The organism is Methanococcus voltae (assembly GCF_024807655.1).
In the GTDB taxonomy this organism is placed as follows: domain Archaea; phylum AGJL01; class Methanococci; order Methanococcales; family Methanococcaceae; genus Methanococcus; species Methanococcus voltae_D.
Genome location: NZ_JANUCR010000004.1, coordinates 172,947 through 192,924, shown reverse-complemented (window position 1 = coordinate 192,924; position 19,978 = coordinate 172,947). Strand labels below are relative to the sequence as shown.

Below are 19,978 nucleotides of genomic sequence, written 5' to 3'. Positions count from 1 at the left end.
AAAATTTAACGGTGAAATAATGAATAAGGGTAATAATAACAATAATAACTTAGGAAAACCATTAAATGAAAGTAATTTATCAGATAAACATATTTATGGGCTTATTAAGGGGTTAAAAAGTTCATTTACTAAAAAAACTTTAGGAGAACTTTTAAACGAAGATAAACCCGTAGTTATGGTAAATGGAGAAAGACATAGGATAAAAAGAAGAGAATTAGATTACTTAAAAGATATTGCTTCAAAAGATTTAAAAATACCAATAGTTTTACAAGTTGATTCTAATTTAAACGAGGGTACTGTTAAAATAGAAGGAATAGATGAAGTAAATGTAATTTCTAAGATATTATCTAAAGAAATTAACAAATTTGATGAAAATAAATTATTATATATTTATAAACCTGAGTTAAGGATTGTTAGACAAAAATTACCAACTACGACGACTTATTTATTTAGAATGGGGTTAGATTAAATCGCTATGATTAAATAAATAATAAATAAATAAATAATAATTAATATCTTTGTAAATTAAAATTATTCTTCATATAAAAAAATCTCTTCAATTTTTACATTAAATAATTTTGATAATTTGAAAGCAATTATTAAAGAAGGGTCATATTTGCCTTTTTCTATCGCCGAGATAGTTTGCCGAGTAACACCTATTTTTTTGGCAAGTTCGTCCTGTGTAAGGTCATTCATAGCTCGAAAAACCTTTATTTTATTTTCCATAGTATCACAATCATAATTGTTTAGTTTTATTATTTTCCCACATTTTATTTATTTTTTTGGATTATTCTAAATTTTTAATTAATCACATCTCCTTTGACGACCTAATAAACCATACTTCCTACCATAATAGTATTTAAAACCAACAAATGAAATTAATAGCGCCATAGCTGACCAGGAAAGCGTTATGCCCATATTTACATAACCTTCCCAAGGTTGTGCAATAACTGGTTTTCCATCTATTAAACTAAGTATAGATACTATATTCATTAGTATTAAACCAGCAACTGCAAAAGCAATTGTACATAGTGCCATTGACGCATTTGCTGCTTTTTCACTTACTTTTAAAACTAATTCATCGACAAGAACTTCTTCTTTATCTAAATTTCTTCTTAATAAAAACATAAATAGCATTCCTGTTAATACTGCACCAAATACCACCAATACTTCTTTTGAAGTAATTCCATAAGAGGTTAATAGTGCCACATAAGCTATTACAATTAATCTGTATTTTTTGTACGTTTCATAATTCATATTATCACCGTATTTACTTTTATTCCACTTATTTTAAAGTTAAAATATTAAAAAATTAAAAAATTAAAAAATTAAATTAAAGTAAATTAAGTTATATCAAGTTAAATTACATAGATTTTAAATTTAAAGATTTGTGTAAATTTATTGTTCCATTTTGTAGACTATAATTTACAAAATGTAAAGTATAATTATAATAATGTAAAATATATTTTACATTTTATTATATTGTGTATGTACTATATAAAGTTTTTGGAATTGCATAAAATAAATATTTGATTTGATATACTTTATATACAATCAAGATAATTATTAATTAAAATGTAATTATGTGTGAAATTATGAAAAATAACGACGATTTATTAATTCCAATTTATATTATGCGAAATAAAATATTTAAAAAATATATGGTTCCAAGCGATTTAACTATCATAGAAGCCTTAGAATATTTAAATAACAATGGTTTCGAAATAAAATATCGTTCATCCTGTAAAGCTGGTCAATGTGGTAGTTGCGCAGTTTGTGTAAATGGTTTACCAAAATTAGCTTGCAAAACCAAAGTTGAAGAAGATATGAAAATAGAACCGCTTAGAAACTTTGAAATAATCGAAGATTTAATCGTAAATAGGGACGAATACTACAAAGCTCAGAAAGAATTTGAAAATTGGATTCATAAAAAAAGTGATGAAAATACTAAAAGTGATGAAAATGATGAAAAAACAGGCGACAATTTAAAATTGCTTAGTGATGAAGATTTATTTTCCACTATTTCAGATATTGGAGAAGTTAGAAACTGTATTGACTGTATGAGCTGTATGTCAACCTGCCCTGCTCGTATGTACTCCGATTATACCGGACCTACATTTATGCGTTTATTGGCAAGATATGCCCGAGATGCCCGAGATAACAAAGATAGGGTGAAAGAAGCCTTTGAAAATAACTTGTACAACTGTACAACCTGCGGAAGATGTGTTAAAGTATGTCCTAATAGTATTGATACCGTACATAATGCCGTTGAAAAATTAAGGGAACTTTCATTTAAAAAAGGTCTAAATTTAAAGAATCATCTCGAAGTTAGGAAATTTATTAATGAAAATCCTGCTAAAAGGACAGTTGCAAGACCTAAAGCTCCAGAAATTCCGTTGCTTGAAGATATATGGAATAATCCGGAAAAATTTAACACAGAATTTACTGAAAAAATTGTGATTGAAAATAAAGACAACGTTAATAAAAGTATTGAATATATTGCAAAAAACGCAAAAACCACTGTAGCTTTATTTACCGGCTGTTTAATGGATTATAGGCTACAAGAATTAGGTAAGTCTGCTATAAGAGTGTTGAATGCTCATAAAATATCTGTAATCATTCCGATGAATCAGGTTTGCTGTGGTTCTCCGCTTATAAGAACAGGACAAACCGATGTGGCAAAAGAATTGCGAAATATCAACCTTGAAATATTTGATAAAGTATTCCTCGATAAATCACTTGATTGTATAGTAACGTTGTGTGCCGGTTGCGGTAGTACTTTAAAAAATGACTATAAGGAAAAGAAATTCATCGTAAAGGATATTACAGAATTACTTGTCGAAAAAGGTTTATTAAATTACAAACCTTATGATATTACAATCACTTATCACGACCCTTGTCATTTGAAAAGAGGACAGGATATATTTGAGCAACCACGTATTATATTAAACAGCATTCCTAAATTAAAGTTCGTAGAAATGGAAATCCCCGACCAATGTTGCGGTGCCGGTGGAGGCGTTAGAAGTGGAAAGCCAGAAGTAGCGTATAGTATCGGCGAGAAAAAAACAGAAATGATACTCAATACAAAAGCTGATTATGTGATAACGGTTTGTCCATTCTGTAATTACCATATTGAAGACTGTCTTAGCAAAGTTTCAAATATCCCCGTTATGAACATTGTTAAATTGCTGGATAAGGTTATTTAATTGGTAATTCATTAAAAAATAAGAATAATAAAAATAATAAAAATAATAAAAATGTACAATTGATTAATAATTATAATTATCAAAAATATAAAAATATAAAAATATATATGGTGAAATTATGGAAAATATTAAAAATACTCAAGAACTTACACACGTTGACGAAAACGGCGTAAAAATTGTAGATATTTCTAAAAAGAATGACGTATATAGAGAGTGTACTGCTAAAGGACTTATAAAATTAAAGCCTTCGACAATTAAAGCAATTGTAAAAAATGAAATTGCAAAAGGGGATGTTTTAACTACTGCACAAGTTGCAGGTACTATGGCCGTTAAAAATACATCAAATATGATTCCCATGTGCCACCCCGTGCCTATTACGTCAGCAAAAGTTAGATTTGAAGTTGATGAAGAAGATAACACAGTTGAAGCTATTTGCAAGGTAAAAAGCACTTATAAAACAGGTATTGAAATGGAAGCACTTACTGGCGTTAGTGTTGCCCTTTTAACTGTTTGGGATATGGTTAAAGCCATAGAAAAAGACGAAAATGGACAATATCCTAATACAAACATCTCTAACATAATGGTTGTTGAAAAAATTAAAAGAGATATTGAATAATTAATAATTGAGTATTAATTATTTTTATTTTTTATTTATTTTTTATTTTTTTATTATTATTACATAATTTACAAGATACATCTGTAGGGTATTCGCCGTTTAAACAAGCTAAACATAAATCTTCCCTACCGATAGCCTCTATTAACCCTTTAATGCTTAAATATTGAATAGAATCGGCGTTTATTGACTCAGCGATTTCTTCATCTGTTCTCGAACTTGCAATTAACTCATCTTTGGTTGCCATATCAATACCATAGAAACAAGGCGATACAATTTTAGGAGAACCTATTTTAAAGTGGATTTCTTTAGCACCGGTTTTTTTAACCATTGTAACAATTTTTTTAGAAGTTGTGCCCCTTACGATACTATCATCGATTAAAATTATCTTTTTATCCTTAATCATATCTTTTACAGGGTTTAATTTCAATCTAACGGCTAAATCCCTCTCTTCCTGGGTTGGGAGGATAAAAGTTCTTCCGATGTATCGGTTTTTAATCAAAACTTCTTTATAAGGAATACCTACTTCTTCAGTATAACCTTGTGAGAAAAGGATACCGGAGTCAGGAACTGGGGAAACTACGTCTGCATCAGTGTTATTTTCTTTTGCGAGGATTTTTCCGATATTTCTCCTTACTTCGTGAACGCTTATTCCGTCAATTGTAGAGTCAGGTCTTGCAAAGTAAACGTATTCAAACATACAGGTTGAAGATTTTTCCGCCTTATTTGGCAAATCATAAGATTTTACTTTATTTCCTTTTACAACAATCATTTCTCCGGCTTTGATATCTCTTTCAAGGGGTACATCTACGATATCTAAAGCACAGCTTTCAGAACTAAAGTATATTTCTCCGTTTTTCATTCCCATACACAATGGTTTAAAGCCTTTTGGGTCCCTTACAGCTATCATCATATCATTGTACACAATTAACATTGAATAAGCTCCATTTAGCTTTTCAGAAACGTTTTTCATAGCTTGGACAATGTCATCGGTTTTTAATAGTTCTCTAACCAATAATTGAGCTATAACTTCGGAGTCAGTTGTAGATATGAAAATATGTCCGTTTTTCTCCAATTCTTCCCTTAATAATGCCGAATTTACAATATCGCCGTTATGAGATATTGCAAAATTCCCAAAAGAGCTATTTACAACGAAAGGTTGGCAATTGTCTATGTTATTCCCGCCTGTTGTTGAATATCTTACATGACCAATACCGATATGACCATAAAGATTTTGGAGTTCTTTGTTTGTAAAAACTTCTGGAACTAATCCAACACCTTTATAACTACCGATATTTTTACCATTTCCTACTGCAATCCCTGCACCTTCCTGACCTCGGTGTTGCAAAGCATATAATCCGTAGTAGACTTTTTTAACGATATTATTTTTAGTTGGTGAGTATATACCAAATATTCCGCACATTTTATCACAAAATCGATTTAAAAGTATATTTTCTTTTAATCTTTTTCTTTTAATCTTTTTAATTTTATAAGCGTATAAGTTTATAATTTACTTATTGAATAATTCTAATATAATAATGTAAGATAATATAATGAAAATATGAATATTAACTATCTGATATATTAAAATATCGATGATTTGAGTTAATAATTTTAAATTTATATGAATGTATACTGAAAACAAATATATAAATTAAACTGAAAATATGACTAAAATAATATAAAAAAATAAATAAGAATATAATAATATATTAAAATTGAATAAAGATTATATTATAATTCGCTTATTAAATCCCTAATTGACTGTTCAACGTCTTTTGCTTTTACTACACCCGAAGCAAGCAAAACACCTTCTGCTCCGAGTTCTAATGCTGATTTAACGTCTTCCCCTTTAGAAATACCTGCACCACAGAGTACTTTCACATCTTTGTTAATATCGTGCACTGCACTAACCGTTCCTTCTACAACTTCAGGGTTAGCTTTTGAAACCGGAATACCTGAACCTATTAATTCAGGTGGTTCAACTGCAATGTAGTCAGGCGATAATGCCGAAACAGCTTTCGAAACGCCGATATTATTTGTACAAACTACACTTTCAAGTTTTAGCTCTTTTGATTTATTTATGATTTCTTCAATGTCTGAAAGTAATAAACGCTTTTCAGAATGGTTTATAAGTGTTCCGAACGCACCAGTACTTTTTACAGCCTCGGGCAAAATTTTACCGGTGTTGCTACCTGGTTTTATCGCATCCATATGTTGAGAGTAAACTTTTACATTAGTTTGCTCTACGATTGTTTTTAAATCTGTGAACTGAGGGGCTACAGAAATCTCTATACCGCTCTCTTCACTGACTTTTTCCGCACATTTTGCTATATTTAGTCCTTTATCGCTAATACTTTCCATATATGTCTTGTAATTAATTATAACAACTGGTTTAATAATATCACCAAATTATTTTACATAAATATGTCGATATATCACTTATGTAGTTTATTTTTAATTTTAAATTTTAATTTTAAATTTTAATTTTAAACATTTTTCTTTGTTTAAATTTTATTTCATAGTATTATAATGCTTCTTATGTGTTTTATATTATTTATATATGAACTAAAGATATTTAAAAAAATAAAAAAGATAAATATATAAGACTAATAAAATAAAAAATTAAAAATTAAAAATTAAAAAGATTGAAAAATATTATATGATTATTCTTCCGGTTTTATTTCTTTTAAGGCTTCTTCGACACTTACTTCATCGTGAACTATCCTACAGATTGCTCTTGTAATTCCGCTTACATCCCTATGTTGGAATACATTTCTACCGGAAGCTACACCGATTGCACCCGCACTTATCGCATCTTTAACCATTTGCAAGAATTCTTCGTCAGTGTTTGTTTTAGGACCGCCTGCTATTACAATAGGCACAGGACATCCTCTTACAACTTCCCTGAAAGAGTCTATATCGCCCGTGTAATTAGTTTTAATAATATCGGCACCTAATTCAGCACCTAATCTTGCAGCGTGAGCTACATATTCGGGGTCTCTTTCGTCAACCACTTTTTTACCTCTCGGGTACATCATTGCGATTAATGGCATTCCCCAGTATTCGCAAGTTTCAGCGATTTTTCCTAAATCTTTATACATTTCATCATCAGTTTCTGCACCCACGTTAACGTGCACTGAAACAGCATCTGCACCGATTCTTAGTGCTTCCTCAACAGACGTAACGATTACTTTTTTATTTGGGTCGGGTGAGAGGGACGTACCAGCGGACAAATGAACTATTAGTCCTATATCTTTACCATATCCCCGATGACCGTATCTAACAATACCCTTATGTTCCAATACGGCGTTTGCGCCACCTTCTGCAACTTTATCTACTGTACTGGGCATATCTTTAATACCATCTAATGGACCAGATGAAACACCGTGGTCTAAAGGTATTATAACCGTCCTTTCGCTTTTTCTATTGAATATGCGTTCTAATCTGATTAATTTTCCAACATTTTTGAGGTTTCCGAATCTTTCCATAATTTCACCATTATCATTATTATCGTTTTTTGTTTTTGTTTTTCATATAATTTATATTATTTGGTTTTAATTTTCCTAAATTAAGCATATATTTTATTTATATCCAATTAAAAGATATATTTCAATAATTCATTTATTTTATTAAATAATACTCATTTTTAAGCTAATTTAAGTCATTTGATTAATATATAGTAATAATTGTTAATAATTGTTAATATATTCGAATATAATTATATTCAAATATTATATAGTTCCATCTAAAATATCAATATATCTATATGAACGATATTATGAATATCACTAATCAATACAGCCCATAAAATACTTGATAAATTAACTATGGTTAAAATTTATTAAAATCCATTAAACTTTATTAAAACGCCATACCGCAAAATTGAATTTAAAATAACAATAATTTATACTCGAATTACAATTTATGACCATATAAATCTATAAACTTATAAATCTAAAATTCACAAATTTACACATTCGTATATGTATATACACAATAACATAGGATATCATACTATAATGAATATAACACAGTATACGGCAAAAATACGGAGTATAACCTTATTTACCAATATAAATACAACAATGCACGTAAATTACGCATCAATAAATACACAGAGATACAATTAATACCACTGGAAGCTAAAATAACTAAAATAACTAAAAATACCAACATTTGATTTAACATTAACAATACTATCTTCTATATTATCCACTAATTTGTTTATGCTGTTAGCTAAACTCATCTTGCTAACTTTACTATCGTGTAGCATACACCTGCTATTACAACTATTTGCAAGGTTTTTCATTTTTATTCACCTTTCATTTGGTTTAATTTATTTGTTTTGTTTCAATGTTTGTTTTTAATGTTATTTTATTAATTTATAATTATTAACTTATCAATATGCTATATATAGTTTATGTATTTTTTAGGATAATTTTTTGCATAATCATATTGTTTTGAAATATTTATATACCCAAAATAATAAATTTACTTATATATTACATAAAAATTACATAAATACTTCATTATCATTTTTTTATTTAAATTATAGGGGTTATTTAGCTTATTTACTTGTGTTAATAAATTAATTAGATTTGATTAAATTGTATGAGGCGAAATATGAGAAATTTATGCGATAAAAATAATAAGAATAATAAGAATAATAAAAATAATAATAAAAATAATAAAAATTTGATAAAATACTTCTTCATACTATCGATTATAGCATTTAGCCTTCAATTAGCAATCGCTGAAAACGAAATATGTGAAGATATTGAATCCATCTCTCGTGAATATATATGCGTTGAAGATATGGATGAGTATGAGCTAATTAATAAAGAAAATATTCTAAATTCAATGAATAATGAAGAATTTAACAGATTTACTTTCATAAAATATAATATTTCAAACAATATGTCTCAAAAATCTAATAATACGACAATTTCAGTCCAAAGTTCGGTGCGAATGGTTAGAAAAGTGATTGAACCCATAAATAACGAATATTATCTATCAAAGGAAAATTTCAGTGAAAATAAAGATTATCCTTACGTGATAAATAATCCCGGCAAATATTATATTACTGAAGATATCGAAAAATATCCAGGTATTTGTTTAAATACCAGTAATGTACTTATTGAGGGAATGGGGCACTTAATGACAAGCAATCGGTCAAATGCAACGATTGCCAATGCAGGAATTACTAATTTATGCGGAGTATCAAATATTACCATTCAAAACTATCACGTTATGGACAATAATGCAGGTTGTGCCATTAGATATGGGGTTTACAATATAACATTTATAAATTGTAGCACTATTGATTGCAATACTGGATTCTTATTTCAAGGTGCGGAAAACTTAACTTTCATAAACTGTAATGTAAGCAACTGTACTAATTACGGATTTGCAGTATCAACCACATCACATTTAGATTATGAAAATTGCTACTGTAATAATGACTATAACCAAGGATTTATGTTTTTATTAGTCGATGACATAAGCGTTAAAAATAGTCTAATTAAATATGGAGGGGCAGGTATTTACGCAGCCTATTGTGAAGATTTAGTGATTGAAAATTGTAAAGCCTTGAATGGAAGTAGTGGAACGTACATACTTCGAACAGAAGACATAGTAATTGATAACTATGATATTAACAACTATTTGGAAGCAGGTCTTTTATTGATTATTACCGAAAATGTTTCCATTAAAAATTCTGATTTAAACAATAATTCCATAAACGCACACTTAGCTTGGATGGAAAATGCTAAATTAGAGAATAATACCTTTAATAATGGAATAAGGGGACTATATAGTGATATAATTAATGGACATGAAGATACTCATTTTAAAAATATTACTATTGTAAATAATGACTTTTTCAATAATACAAGATATGCTTTAAGTTCAGAAGGAACTTCAGAAAATAATTGGGTCTACTTAAACGAATTTTATAACAATAGCAGACTATTGAATACAATGTTTATGATGGGCAATTATATGAATTCACCAGTTATTAATTATACATATAACAAAAAGGATTATACGGGACATCTTGGAAATTATTATTATGATTACACATCAGAGTTTAAAAAATCCTCAAACGGTATATATCAAAATCCTTCATTCGTATATTCCGAAATTGACCTATAATAATTAAAAAATAACATATTCAACTAAATAACCATAAATAATAGAATGATTAGATATTTAAATACAATATTTATTCAATATTGAACTAAATTCCAAATTTGGAATGTAAATACTAATGAAATTCATAATAAAATAATAAAATAATAATAAAATAATAAAATAATAATAAAATAATAATAATAATAATAATATCAGTCATTCAAATGAAATACAATATAATACTTTAAACAAATATTAATAAATGGAAAAATAAATAATTAAAATATATGAATATATAATCTATGAATATATTAATATCTAAATATATGAATATTTACTAAAAAATTAAAATCAGTATAATTATAATTGTATCGAATAATGGATACATAAAGAGGTTAATAATGAAAATACAAAATTCAAGATATATACTATCATTGATGGTATTTTTATCATTGATATTGTGTTGTATTGGCGCATGTAGTGCAGATAACCCATACATACACGAATACGATAGTGAAAATAACACTGTGATTAACAGTAGCTATAACCTTACACATGGTCAAGGTTTTGGATTAATAGCTTCAAGTAATATTACACTTGATTTTGAAAACAATACATTAAATTCATTGAATGAATTTTCAAAAGCACTTGTAAGTTCAAATGAAGATAATAACTATACCAATATTACCATAAAAAATTTAGTATTAACTAACTTCACAGAAGGTATATATTTAAATTATATTGATAATTTAAAGCTTGTTAATGTTAAATCCATAAATTCAACAAATCCTATATACATATCAAATTCTGATAATTTAGTTGTTGAAAACTGTGAATTTATAAATTGTTCAACAGGTTTAAAAATAAAAAATATTTCAAATTCCGAAATTAAAAACTGTTTATTTAACCTATCAAAATATGGTTTAAATAACACTCTTGATTTAAATAATTCTGTGATTGATTCCTGTGTTTTTACAAACGGCGTTCTAGGAATTATGTTTGAAACAAATACGATATACAATATCACAAACAACACTTTTAAAAATAATAAATTTATAAATAATTCCGAATATTCTATCTATTGTGATGAATTTAAGGAATGTGAGAATAATACGTTAGAAAATAACGAATTTATAAATTGTACATATTATACGGTTGTATTTATAGGTACGGGCGACTCATACTTTAACCATAATGATATTAAAAATAATAAATTTATGAATATTTATAACTTAGAAAATTCGTGGAACGGTTGTGCTATTAAAGTAGAATCTACAACCATTGAAAATATGGCCATTACTAATAACACCATTAATAATTGTAGTGATTGCGGTATGTATATATGCGAAGAGTGTATCGGTACTAACAATACGATATCACAAAATACGATATCTAATTGTAGGGATGGTATTTCATTAGAAACTACTGGCGTACATATTTATTTAAATAATCTTCAAAACAACAGATATGCTATTTCACCATATTCGGTATCTTCAAACTATCCACATTCGCCAATTATGACTTTTGCATACAATGGTAAATCATACACCGGTAGACTTGGGAATTACTATGGTGAAGATTTAGGCGATAGTAATAATGGTATTTATGTAAAACCACAAGGCGGTATAGGTGTAGTACCTAGATAATAAGGGGGTGAAAAATTGAAAAAATCAGCATTATTAAGTTTAACCATATTGTCTCTTACACTATTTGTTTTAGGAACTTGTAGTGGAGCAATAATGACATTTAATACGACAATAAATGAATCTGGAACATATACGTTTGATGAAGATTTGATTATCGCACAAAACTACCAATCAGGTATTTTAATAAATGCAAGTGATGTAATAATTGACGGAAATAATTTTAAATTAACTACAAATGCGTCTGAACCAGGGTTTGGTATTTACGTAGGAGAAGGCTATAATTTTACAAATATTGAAATTAAAAATTTAAATATTTCAAACTTTGAACGTGGTATTTACATATGTAATGCCAATAGAGTTTCAGTACATAACTGTGAATTTCATAACATTAGTGAAAATATATTTGCAATAGATGGTGCAGAATTCTACGCATATTTAAATAAAATAAATAAATCTGAGCGTGGTAGTGTACGTTCGGGTCCTATTGCATCACCAAAAGTTGTTTATGAATACGATGGACAAGAATTCACATACAGACTTGGAAATTACTATGATTTAAATGATTCGTACAAAGATGACGACAACAATGGAGTTATAGACTCAGTAATTAGTATTTCTCGTATGCATGACCCATATCCATTAAAAGAAACTCCTGATAACTATGTTATTAAGGAATTATACTACCCAACTGTTGAAAATCTATCAAGATATGAAAAACCTATGATAGTTGATATATTTGCTTTAACAGATGAACCAAAATACTATATGGGCGCAGTTAAACCTGAGCCAACTCCTGAACCTGAACCAACCCCTTCAAAAAGTAGCGTAGGAACAATCGTAAAAGAAGAACAACAACAAGGTACTAAAGAAGGATTCGGTTCACAAAATATAAGGGATAGGGTCACATTATCAAATGTAATTGCTGACGACCCATTAGATGCGAAATTAGCAAGAGAAGAATTAAAAGATAACGTATTGGGCTACAAAGACGATATGACATTAAATGAAGATGCAGTCGTTATAGGCGGACCAGTTTCAAACGCATTCGCTAACAAGTACAATGATATGTTTGAAAAACCTATTTCAAATGATTACCCTGGTGAAAACACCGGTATAATCCAAGTACTTAAAGTACAGGAAACATCTGGTTCAATTGTTCAAACACATTACATAATTTATATAGCGGGTTCCGATAGATTTGGAACAGAAGCTGCAGTCGAATACTTTAAAACACTTACCGAATTACCAGAAGAGCCTATTTTAGTTAAATGGGTTGATGGTAAGCCAGTTTTAGTTGAATAATCGTATAAAGTATGACTAATATTATTCAACTAATCTATTTTTTTTATTCTATTTTTAGTATAAGATTATGTTTATTTATTTTATCTATTTTATTTATTTTATTTATTTTATTTATTTTCATATTCATATTCATATTTACTTTTTAAAATTTTGAAAATATATCATATATATTATAAAAACAATAAACTTAATAGTAATAAAATCTATTTTAAATTTGCAATTATATTTTAAAGTAAATAATAATCCATTATGTAAATCATATATAAATTTATAAGAATTTGGTGGAATTTTGATAAAAAAGAAACATCTTGAAATGGTATTAGATAATTTAAAGGCTCATCCTAACCCAAAAGTAGAATTGGAACAATATTCCACAGAGGGAAACCTTGCAAGCGAATTATTAATGTTTGCAAGAGATGATATACAAGACAACATTATTATTGAATTGGGCTGTGGAACTGGTCGATTTTCAATAGGTTCTTTACTACTGGGGGCTAAATTTGCTTATGGGGTTGATATCGACGAAGAATCAACTAAAACGGCAAATTATAATTTGAAAAATATGGTAAATATACTTGAAAAATTTAACTTAAAATATGTACTTGAAAATAAAAATATTAATAATGTTGAAAATATTTGCATTTTTGAAACTATGGATATAAAAGATGTTTCAAAAGAAAATATACTCAAAAAATTGGAAGATTTAAAAAATAATGAGGATATTAATAATTTTGAGTTAAATGGGAATGAAAAAATTATCGTAATTCAAAATCCACCATTCGGAGCTCAGACTACAAATAAATTTGCAGATAGGGTTTTCCTTGAAAAAGCTTTGGAAGTTGCAGACGTTATTTATACAATTCATAATACTCCGTCTCGGGAATTTATAAAAAAGTACGTTTCAGACAATAATCGAAATATTACCCATATTTTCCAGGCATATTTTAGAATTCCTGCAATTTACGAGTTCCATAAGAAAAAATTCGTTAATATACCTGTCGATATATACCGAATTGAATAAAAATTATATCAAAACTATATCAAAACTATATCAAAATTTGATTAGTAATTTATTAACAAATCCTAACAATTATTAACAAATTATTATATATTAGATTTTACAAATAGTTTTTATAATTTTTAAGGCTGAATTTTATAAAATTAAAAGTACAATAAATATAATTTAAAGATAGTGGTTATATGTTAAAAGGAATAATTAATGGAGAAATCGAGAAAAAAACCATAACTCAGATATATGGACCTCCCGGAAGTGGTAAAACAAATATTTGTATTATTGCAATGATAAAATTTGCTAAAAATAATCAAAAAGTAATATACATTGATACAGAAGGTAGTTTATCCACAGAAAGAGTTAAACAGATTTGTCCACAAGATAGTGAAGGTATTTTTAAAAATACACTACTTTGCGAACCATACACTTTTGAAGAGCAATGCAACGTTATTGAAAGTCTTGAAGCAGTTGAAAATATTGGTTTGATAATTGTTGATGGTATTTCATCATTATATAGATTGGAATTATCAAACAATGTGTTTCATAACACTGAATTAAACCGTAATTTAGCAAGACAGATTCATATATTAAATAAAATTGCTAAAAAAAATGATACTGCCGTCCTTTTAACTAATCAAGCTAAAGACAGTATCGGATACAAATCAGAACCGCCTACAGATTATAAAAATAAAGACTTTAGCGAAGAAAATGAAACAAACGGAAAATACGGAAAATACGGGGATTTGAAAAGTAATAAAATTAGCCCTAAAAATTCGTATGATGATAGTTTTGAACCTACTGGCGGGAAATTATTAGCTTACTGGAGTAAATCCATATTAAAATTGGAAAAATTTAAGAATTTTAGGAGATTAACTCTTGAAAAACATAGATTTCATAAAGACGGGGAATACATAGATTTTCAAATTGTTCAGCACGGATTAGAAGAACTATCAGAAAATAATGAATCTAAAGATTTTAAAGATTCCAAAAATGATATGAAAAAACAAATTTCATTAAAAAATGATTCATAAAATTTATAAAAATTAAAATGCAGATGCTGACCAATATACTGGTTTAAAGTGAGAAAATGGAAGTTACTGGAAAAACTCTTGAAATTATGCAAGCAATAGAAGGCGTATGTACAACAAAAGATGTAGCGGGGAAATTAGAAACCCATCCTAAAAATATTGACCGCCACATTCGAGTACTACGTGATTTAGGACTTGTAGAAACACGAAAAGGTAAATTCGGAGGCATTTGCCTTACAAATGAAGGAAAATATTTATTGAAGAAAAAACATATTAATTTAATAAGTATTAAAGTTAGGATTGTTGCAAATGATAAAATAGGACTATTAGCCGAAATTACATCTATAATTTCTGAAAAAGGCGGTAATATATCAGCCACTACCTTAGAAAAAGAAGATGAGCGGGTTGTAGTTTGGTTAAGTCTTGAAAATTTAGATTATGAAGATTTAAAAAAAATATTAAAGGACAAAGTAATAAAGGTGTCATTGGTATGATAGAAGTTGAAATAAAAGTTTCTCTTGAAAATAAAGATATTAATAAAGTTATATCCGGTTTAGAAAATTTAGGGTTTAAAAAATCAGGTATTAAGGAACAAATCGATGTATATTATAATGGTATTGATAGAAATTTTAGAGAAACTGATGAAGCTCTTAGAATTAGACGTTCTGCTAATTTAAATGACGATTTATCCGTTATTGACGAAAATACGTATATAACGTATAAAGGTAAAAAATTAGATAAAATTTCTAAAACTCGTGTGGAGCACGAAACTGAAGTCGAAGATATCGACGTTATGGACAATATTTTTAAAAGTTTAGGGTTTAAAAGTGTTAAACCAGTTCGAAAAGTTAGGAAATTGCTTAGAAAAACCATAGGTGCGACTGAAGAGGAATATATCGAGGCATCTATTGATTCAGTTGACGATGTAGGTCAGTACTTAGAATTGGAGATTACTGTGGAAAGCTTGGAGCAAAAAGATGAAGCTCTTGAAAAATTATTTTCAGTTCTTGAAACGATTGGAATTAACAAAAATAATCTTGAATTAAAGTCATATCTTGAATTAAGGGATGAAAAATTAGGTATTAATTAAATACTCAAAATATCCGAACCATACGATTAATTAAACGATTAATTAGATGATTAACCAAATACTTAATTACTTTTTTTATTTAAAAACTAAAATTAATATAATAAAGTATATATATAAAAAACTTTAAATATTAAATAATTATATTAAATCTGACTTTAAACCCGTAAAAATTAAAAAGCTAATTATACACTATTTGGAGAGGATATTGTGGATAGCAGGAAGTTAGTGGCAATAATTGTTGGCTTAGCAATGATAGGCTCGACGATACCATTATTTTTAATGAATTTCTAAGTGCCATAAAAAATATAAAAATAAAAATTGTATGTCTTTAAAATACGTAGAATTGGGGAAATAATAATTACTTAACAACAAAACCGTATTTTTGATGATAAAGTCCATTAAATCGCAATAAACCTATTTAATGCCAATATATCATCCAAACTTTTTTAATTAGATTATTGAATAATTGATAATTTACTAATTTATTAAATTATTAATAGTTAACATATCACAGTCTTTTAAACATAATCCTGTGTATTATGTTTATTATACTCATTATGTTTATTTTTTACCAAATTAAATATTTTATACCACAATCATAAAAAGGGGGATAATATTAAATTAATATCTTGGAATGTTAACGGAATTAAAGCTATATTGCAGAAGGGATTTGTTGACTTTGTAAAACAGGAAAATCCGGACATACTGTGCCTACAAGAAATTAAAACTAATAGTCCATCTCAAATTTTGGATTTATCCGAATATAAACAATATTGGAATACTGCCTCAAAAAAGGGTTATTCGGGAACTGCAATATTTACGAAACAAAAACCTAAAAATATTACCTATGGGATGGATAATTTCCCTGATGAGGAAGGTAGGGTCATTACCGCAGAATATGACAATTATTATTTAGTAAATGTGTATACGCCAAACTCTCAACGGGGTTTAACTCGATTAGATTATCGTATGAAGTGGGATACCAAATTTTTAGAATATTTGCTTAGTTTGAATGAAAGTAAACCCCTAATTTTTTGCGGGGATTTAAACGTAGCCCATAAAGAAATTGACTTAAAAAATCCTAAAACGAACAAAAAACACGCCGGTTTTACGGAAGAGGAACGTATGGGCTTTGACAAATACGTTGAAAACAATTTCGTGGATACTTTTAGATTATTCAACAAAGAATCGGATAATTACACTTGGTGGTCATATATGCACAATGCACGAGCTAAAAATATCGGTTGGCGTATTGATTACTTTTGCACTTCTAATTCTATTGTAAATTATGTAAAAAAGTCTGTAATATTGGATAAAATTTATGGTTCTGACCATTGCCCTATAAAATTAGAATTAGACTGCTAATTAAAATCAAATTGACAAAAAAGAATAAAATATTAAAATATTAATATTAAAATATTAAAATAATTTAATCAAATAATGATTAATTAATCATTAATTATTCAATTATTATTTTTTCAATTATTACATCTTCTACAGGCCAGTCTTGGAAATAACTTTTATTCCCAGTTTTAACTTTAGCTATTTCGTCTAAAACTTCAAAACCTTCTTTTAATTCCCCAAATACTGCATAACCGTAGTTCATATCATTTTGGTAGTTTAAAAATGCGTTATCGATGTGATTTATAAAGAATTGGCTTGTAGCTGAGTCTACAACGTTTGTTCTTGCCATTGCTAAGGTTCCCCTTTTATTTGACAAACCGTTTTTAGCTTCGTTTTTAATTGGAGCGTGGGTTTCTTTTTGAACTCCGTCTGTTGTGAAACCGCCACCTTGAACCATAAATCCGTTTATAACCCTGTGAAAAATAGTATTATTGTAAAAACCTTCTTCAGCATATTTTTTAAAGTTTTCTACCGTTATAGGAGCTTCTTTTTCAAATAACTCTGCTTTCATTGTACCTTTATTTGTAATTATTGTTGCAATCAAATTTTCACCATGTATTAGTGTTTTATAGTATGATAAAATTTATAAGTATTTTATATACTAATCATATACTAATTATTTCTTTTATTATATATTATTTCTTAATTTTGTTTTTTAGAGTTTAAAGGTTATTTAGTAAATTTTTACGCAATTTATTTTTTATATAATTTATTTTTTATATAATTTAATTTTGAGTCCCAATAATTATACATCTCACAAGTTTATATATTTAGATACCGGACTATATAAAATAGTATTGCATTTAAAATTTATCAATACGACAATATGCCCTCCCTTAAAGGTCATATATATAAGTTACAGGTTTAGATTTTATGAAAAGTATATAATATGATAAAAAACATATTATATATTATACAGTTATATGATATCTGAGGGGGTGCTAATATGAAAGAACTGTATGAAAAAATGATAAATGAAGCAATGGCAGCACAATGGGCTGATGTTGAGGTTATCAAAGCCAAGAGGGGTACTAAATACAAATTAACAGATGGTAAACCATATGTTGATGCAGTTCAAAAAATGGAAGCAATCGGCGACCAATGTAGTGAGGTATTTGATTTACATAAAAATTCAGTTAAAATCCATTACGATACGTTGTGCGATTTAACCGATACGGTACGTCCAGAAGACGACCCATTCGTAGAACATTACCAAACTCCAGCAATATTGGAAATACTCTATAATGAAGACCCTAAATTTAGAGAAGCGGTTGAAAAATTCATAGATTCAGTTGAAAAGAACAGTGCACTTATTGGTAAAGAAGTAGTCCGAAGATACGGCGGATTTTACGGTCCAACCTGTGTAGTTGACTTTGCACTTATACCGGGTAGCACGAGCAATATCGTAAACCAGATACTTAGAAAGACAGACATTTCAGAACATTACAAACAGGCAATATTGGCATCGAAATCTTGGGGTATGAATACATCATATGGGATAGGCGATAAATTCGCCCACGCGGTAGAAGATGGAAAAACACTTGAAGAAGCAATCGACGAAGAAATAAAAACCATAAAAATGATTTATGATACACCAATACAAGCTCAAGCTAAATTAATGGAAGAAGCAGGACATACAAGCTTTGATGTATTAAAATATATGCAAGACTATAAGAAAAAAATGGAGAGCACAGTTAAAAAAGCCATAGACGCCGATGTAAACTATGCAAACATTGTAACAGTACCGGCTTATTGTGTAGGGGATATTTCTCACCACATTGCACAATCTACATACAATATGTGTAAAGACGATGTTATAATGGCCATAATAGAAGCTACATCAAAAGTAATGGACAATACATTAAGAAATAACATAGATAAGTACAAATCAGAGTTTGATGTATTATCTTTAGCAACTGGCTCTACTGCGGCTGCTGTTGAATATATATTGGAATTAGATGGATTTAACGCTCCAACAGTTGTACAATTGCTTACAAGAAGATTCCACAACTATGTACAGTTATATCCAAAAAGAGGAGCTGCTGCAGAATTGCACAACTGTGATTTTATGGATATGATATACAGGGGTTGGAAAACACTTGACAAAGCAAGAAGAATGAAAAATGGTTCTGGAACTAAATTAATGCCTATGGTTAATGATATGCCGGTAGATTTAGACCCAATTGCCGAAAACGAAGTAATAATGAATCCACAAAGATATGCGTACCCAGCGTGTGCTATAACGGTTAGATTCTCATCATTAATGAGATTGTCAGACTATCCTTGTTTATTAACAAGTGAACCAGTCACTGCTACAATGATGACTAATGCTATCGCATTACACAAAAATAACCCTGGAGCACCTGCAAGAGTATGTAAAAAATGTGCTTCATCTTGCTTAGTAGATTTCAGACACGAATACTGTCAATGGAGAGAATCAGTTTAAATATCCAATAAAAAATAAATAAATAAATAAATAAATTAAATATTTTCATACCAACTCTAATTTTTTATCAGTTATTTGGATAAAATAAAAGGAATT

The 19,978-nt window shown here is 28.4% G+C and carries 19 protein-coding genes; 12 read left to right on the top strand and 7 right to left on the bottom strand.

The features are described from left to right. The first annotated feature begins 19 nt into the window (after positions 1-19). Positions 20-469, top strand: a complete 450-nt coding sequence (locus tag J3E06_RS06205) for a DUF61 family protein (protein ID WP_013179760.1) — start codon at positions 20-22, stop codon at positions 467-469. A gap of 62 nt (positions 470-531) precedes the next feature. On the opposite strand, the gene J3E06_RS06200 is transcribed toward J3E06_RS06205, so the two are convergent. Further along, positions 532-726: a helix-turn-helix transcriptional regulator gene (locus J3E06_RS06200; RefSeq protein WP_013179759.1), complete on the bottom strand. Its 195-nt coding sequence runs from the start codon at positions 724-726 to the stop codon at positions 532-534. 78 nt (positions 727-804) lie between these two features. After that, positions 805-1,257 carry a DUF2178 domain-containing protein gene (locus J3E06_RS06195; protein ID WP_013179758.1) on the bottom strand — a complete coding sequence of 151 codons (453 nt, stop codon included), beginning with the start codon at positions 1,255-1,257 and terminating at the stop codon, positions 805-807. 338 nt (positions 1,258-1,595) lie between these two features. On the opposite strand from J3E06_RS06195, the gene tfrB reads away from it, so the two are divergent. Continuing rightward, positions 1,596-3,206: a fumarate reductase (CoM/CoB) subunit TfrB gene (gene tfrB, locus J3E06_RS06190; RefSeq protein WP_048187063.1), complete on the top strand. Its 1,611-nt coding sequence runs from the start codon at positions 1,596-1,598 to the stop codon at positions 3,204-3,206. 118 nt (positions 3,207-3,324) lie between these two features. After that, positions 3,325-3,822: a cyclic pyranopterin monophosphate synthase MoaC gene (moaC, locus tag J3E06_RS06185; protein WP_013179756.1), complete on the top strand. Its 498-nt coding sequence runs from the start codon at positions 3,325-3,327 to the stop codon at positions 3,820-3,822. A 31-nt stretch (positions 3,823-3,853) separates the two neighbouring features. On the opposite strand, the gene purF is transcribed toward moaC, so the two are convergent. The 4 genes from purF to J3E06_RS06165 all read right to left on the bottom strand — a co-directional run bounded on the left by purF (position 3,854) and on the right by J3E06_RS06165 (position 8,131). After that, positions 3,854-5,242, bottom strand: coding sequence for an amidophosphoribosyltransferase (gene purF, locus J3E06_RS06180; RefSeq protein ID WP_013179755.1), 1,389 nt, complete (start codon positions 5,240-5,242; stop codon positions 3,854-3,856). Positions 5,243-5,553: 311 nt separating this feature from the next. Further along, positions 5,554-6,222, bottom strand: coding sequence for a triose-phosphate isomerase (tpiA, locus tag J3E06_RS06175; protein ID WP_013179754.1), 669 nt, complete (start codon positions 6,220-6,222; stop codon positions 5,554-5,556). A gap of 263 nt (positions 6,223-6,485) precedes the next feature. Further along, complete coding sequence (locus tag J3E06_RS06170; RefSeq protein ID WP_013179753.1) at positions 6,486-7,310, bottom strand: 2-amino-3,7-dideoxy-D-threo-hept-6-ulosonate synthase; 825 nt, start codon at positions 7,308-7,310, stop codon at positions 6,486-6,488. Positions 7,311-7,948: 638 nt separating this feature from the next. Further along, positions 7,949-8,131, bottom strand: coding sequence for a hypothetical protein (locus J3E06_RS06165; RefSeq protein ID WP_013179752.1), 183 nt, complete (start codon positions 8,129-8,131; stop codon positions 7,949-7,951). Between the two features lie 314 nt (positions 8,132-8,445). On the opposite strand from J3E06_RS06165, the gene J3E06_RS06160 reads away from it, so the two are divergent. The 8 genes from J3E06_RS06160 to J3E06_RS06125 all read left to right on the top strand — a co-directional run bounded on the left by J3E06_RS06160 (position 8,446) and on the right by J3E06_RS06125 (position 17,397). Further along, positions 8,446-9,975: a NosD domain-containing protein gene (locus J3E06_RS06160; RefSeq protein WP_013179751.1), complete on the top strand. Its 1,530-nt coding sequence runs from the start codon at positions 8,446-8,448 to the stop codon at positions 9,973-9,975. A gap of 380 nt (positions 9,976-10,355) precedes the next feature. Continuing rightward, entirely contained in the window at positions 10,356-11,600 is a 1,245-nt protein-coding gene (locus tag J3E06_RS06155) for a right-handed parallel beta-helix repeat-containing protein (RefSeq protein WP_013179750.1), read from the top strand. A 15-nt stretch (positions 11,601-11,615) separates the two neighbouring features. Then, the gene (locus J3E06_RS06150; RefSeq protein WP_013179749.1) at positions 11,616-12,902 is read left to right on the top strand and encodes a hypothetical protein; all 1,287 of its coding nucleotides are present in this window, start codon (positions 11,616-11,618) and stop codon (positions 12,900-12,902) included. A 292-nt stretch (positions 12,903-13,194) separates the two neighbouring features. Continuing rightward, entirely contained in the window at positions 13,195-13,923 is a 729-nt protein-coding gene (locus tag J3E06_RS06145; protein WP_048187354.1) for an METTL5 family protein, read from the top strand. 179 nt (positions 13,924-14,102) lie between these two features. Next, on the top strand, positions 14,103-14,945 hold the full coding sequence (locus J3E06_RS06140) for an AAA family ATPase (protein WP_013179747.1): 843 nt from the start codon (positions 14,103-14,105) through the stop codon (positions 14,943-14,945). Between the two features lie 56 nt (positions 14,946-15,001). Beyond that, positions 15,002-15,436: an ACT domain-containing protein gene (locus J3E06_RS06135; protein ID WP_013179746.1), complete on the top strand. Its 435-nt coding sequence runs from the start codon at positions 15,002-15,004 to the stop codon at positions 15,434-15,436. Continuing rightward, positions 15,433-16,032, top strand: coding sequence for a class IV adenylate cyclase (gene cyaB, locus J3E06_RS06130; RefSeq protein WP_013179745.1), 600 nt, complete (start codon positions 15,433-15,435; stop codon positions 16,030-16,032). Before J3E06_RS06135 ends, cyaB begins: the two co-directional genes overlap by 4 nt. 615 nt (positions 16,033-16,647) lie before the next feature. Continuing rightward, positions 16,648-17,397, top strand: a complete 750-nt coding sequence (locus J3E06_RS06125; protein WP_013179744.1) for an exodeoxyribonuclease III — start codon at positions 16,648-16,650, stop codon at positions 17,395-17,397. A gap of 94 nt (positions 17,398-17,491) precedes the next feature. On the opposite strand, the gene J3E06_RS06120 is transcribed toward J3E06_RS06125, so the two are convergent. Continuing rightward, entirely contained in the window at positions 17,492-17,980 is a 489-nt protein-coding gene (locus tag J3E06_RS06120; protein ID WP_013179743.1) for a peptidylprolyl isomerase, read from the bottom strand. Between the two features lie 402 nt (positions 17,981-18,382). Here J3E06_RS06120 and J3E06_RS06115 point away from each other — a divergent pair, with 402 nt between their 5' ends. After that, positions 18,383-19,882, top strand: coding sequence for a DUF2193 domain-containing protein (locus J3E06_RS06115; RefSeq protein WP_013179742.1), 1,500 nt, complete (start codon positions 18,383-18,385; stop codon positions 19,880-19,882). Positions 19,883-19,978 lie beyond the last annotated feature (96 nt).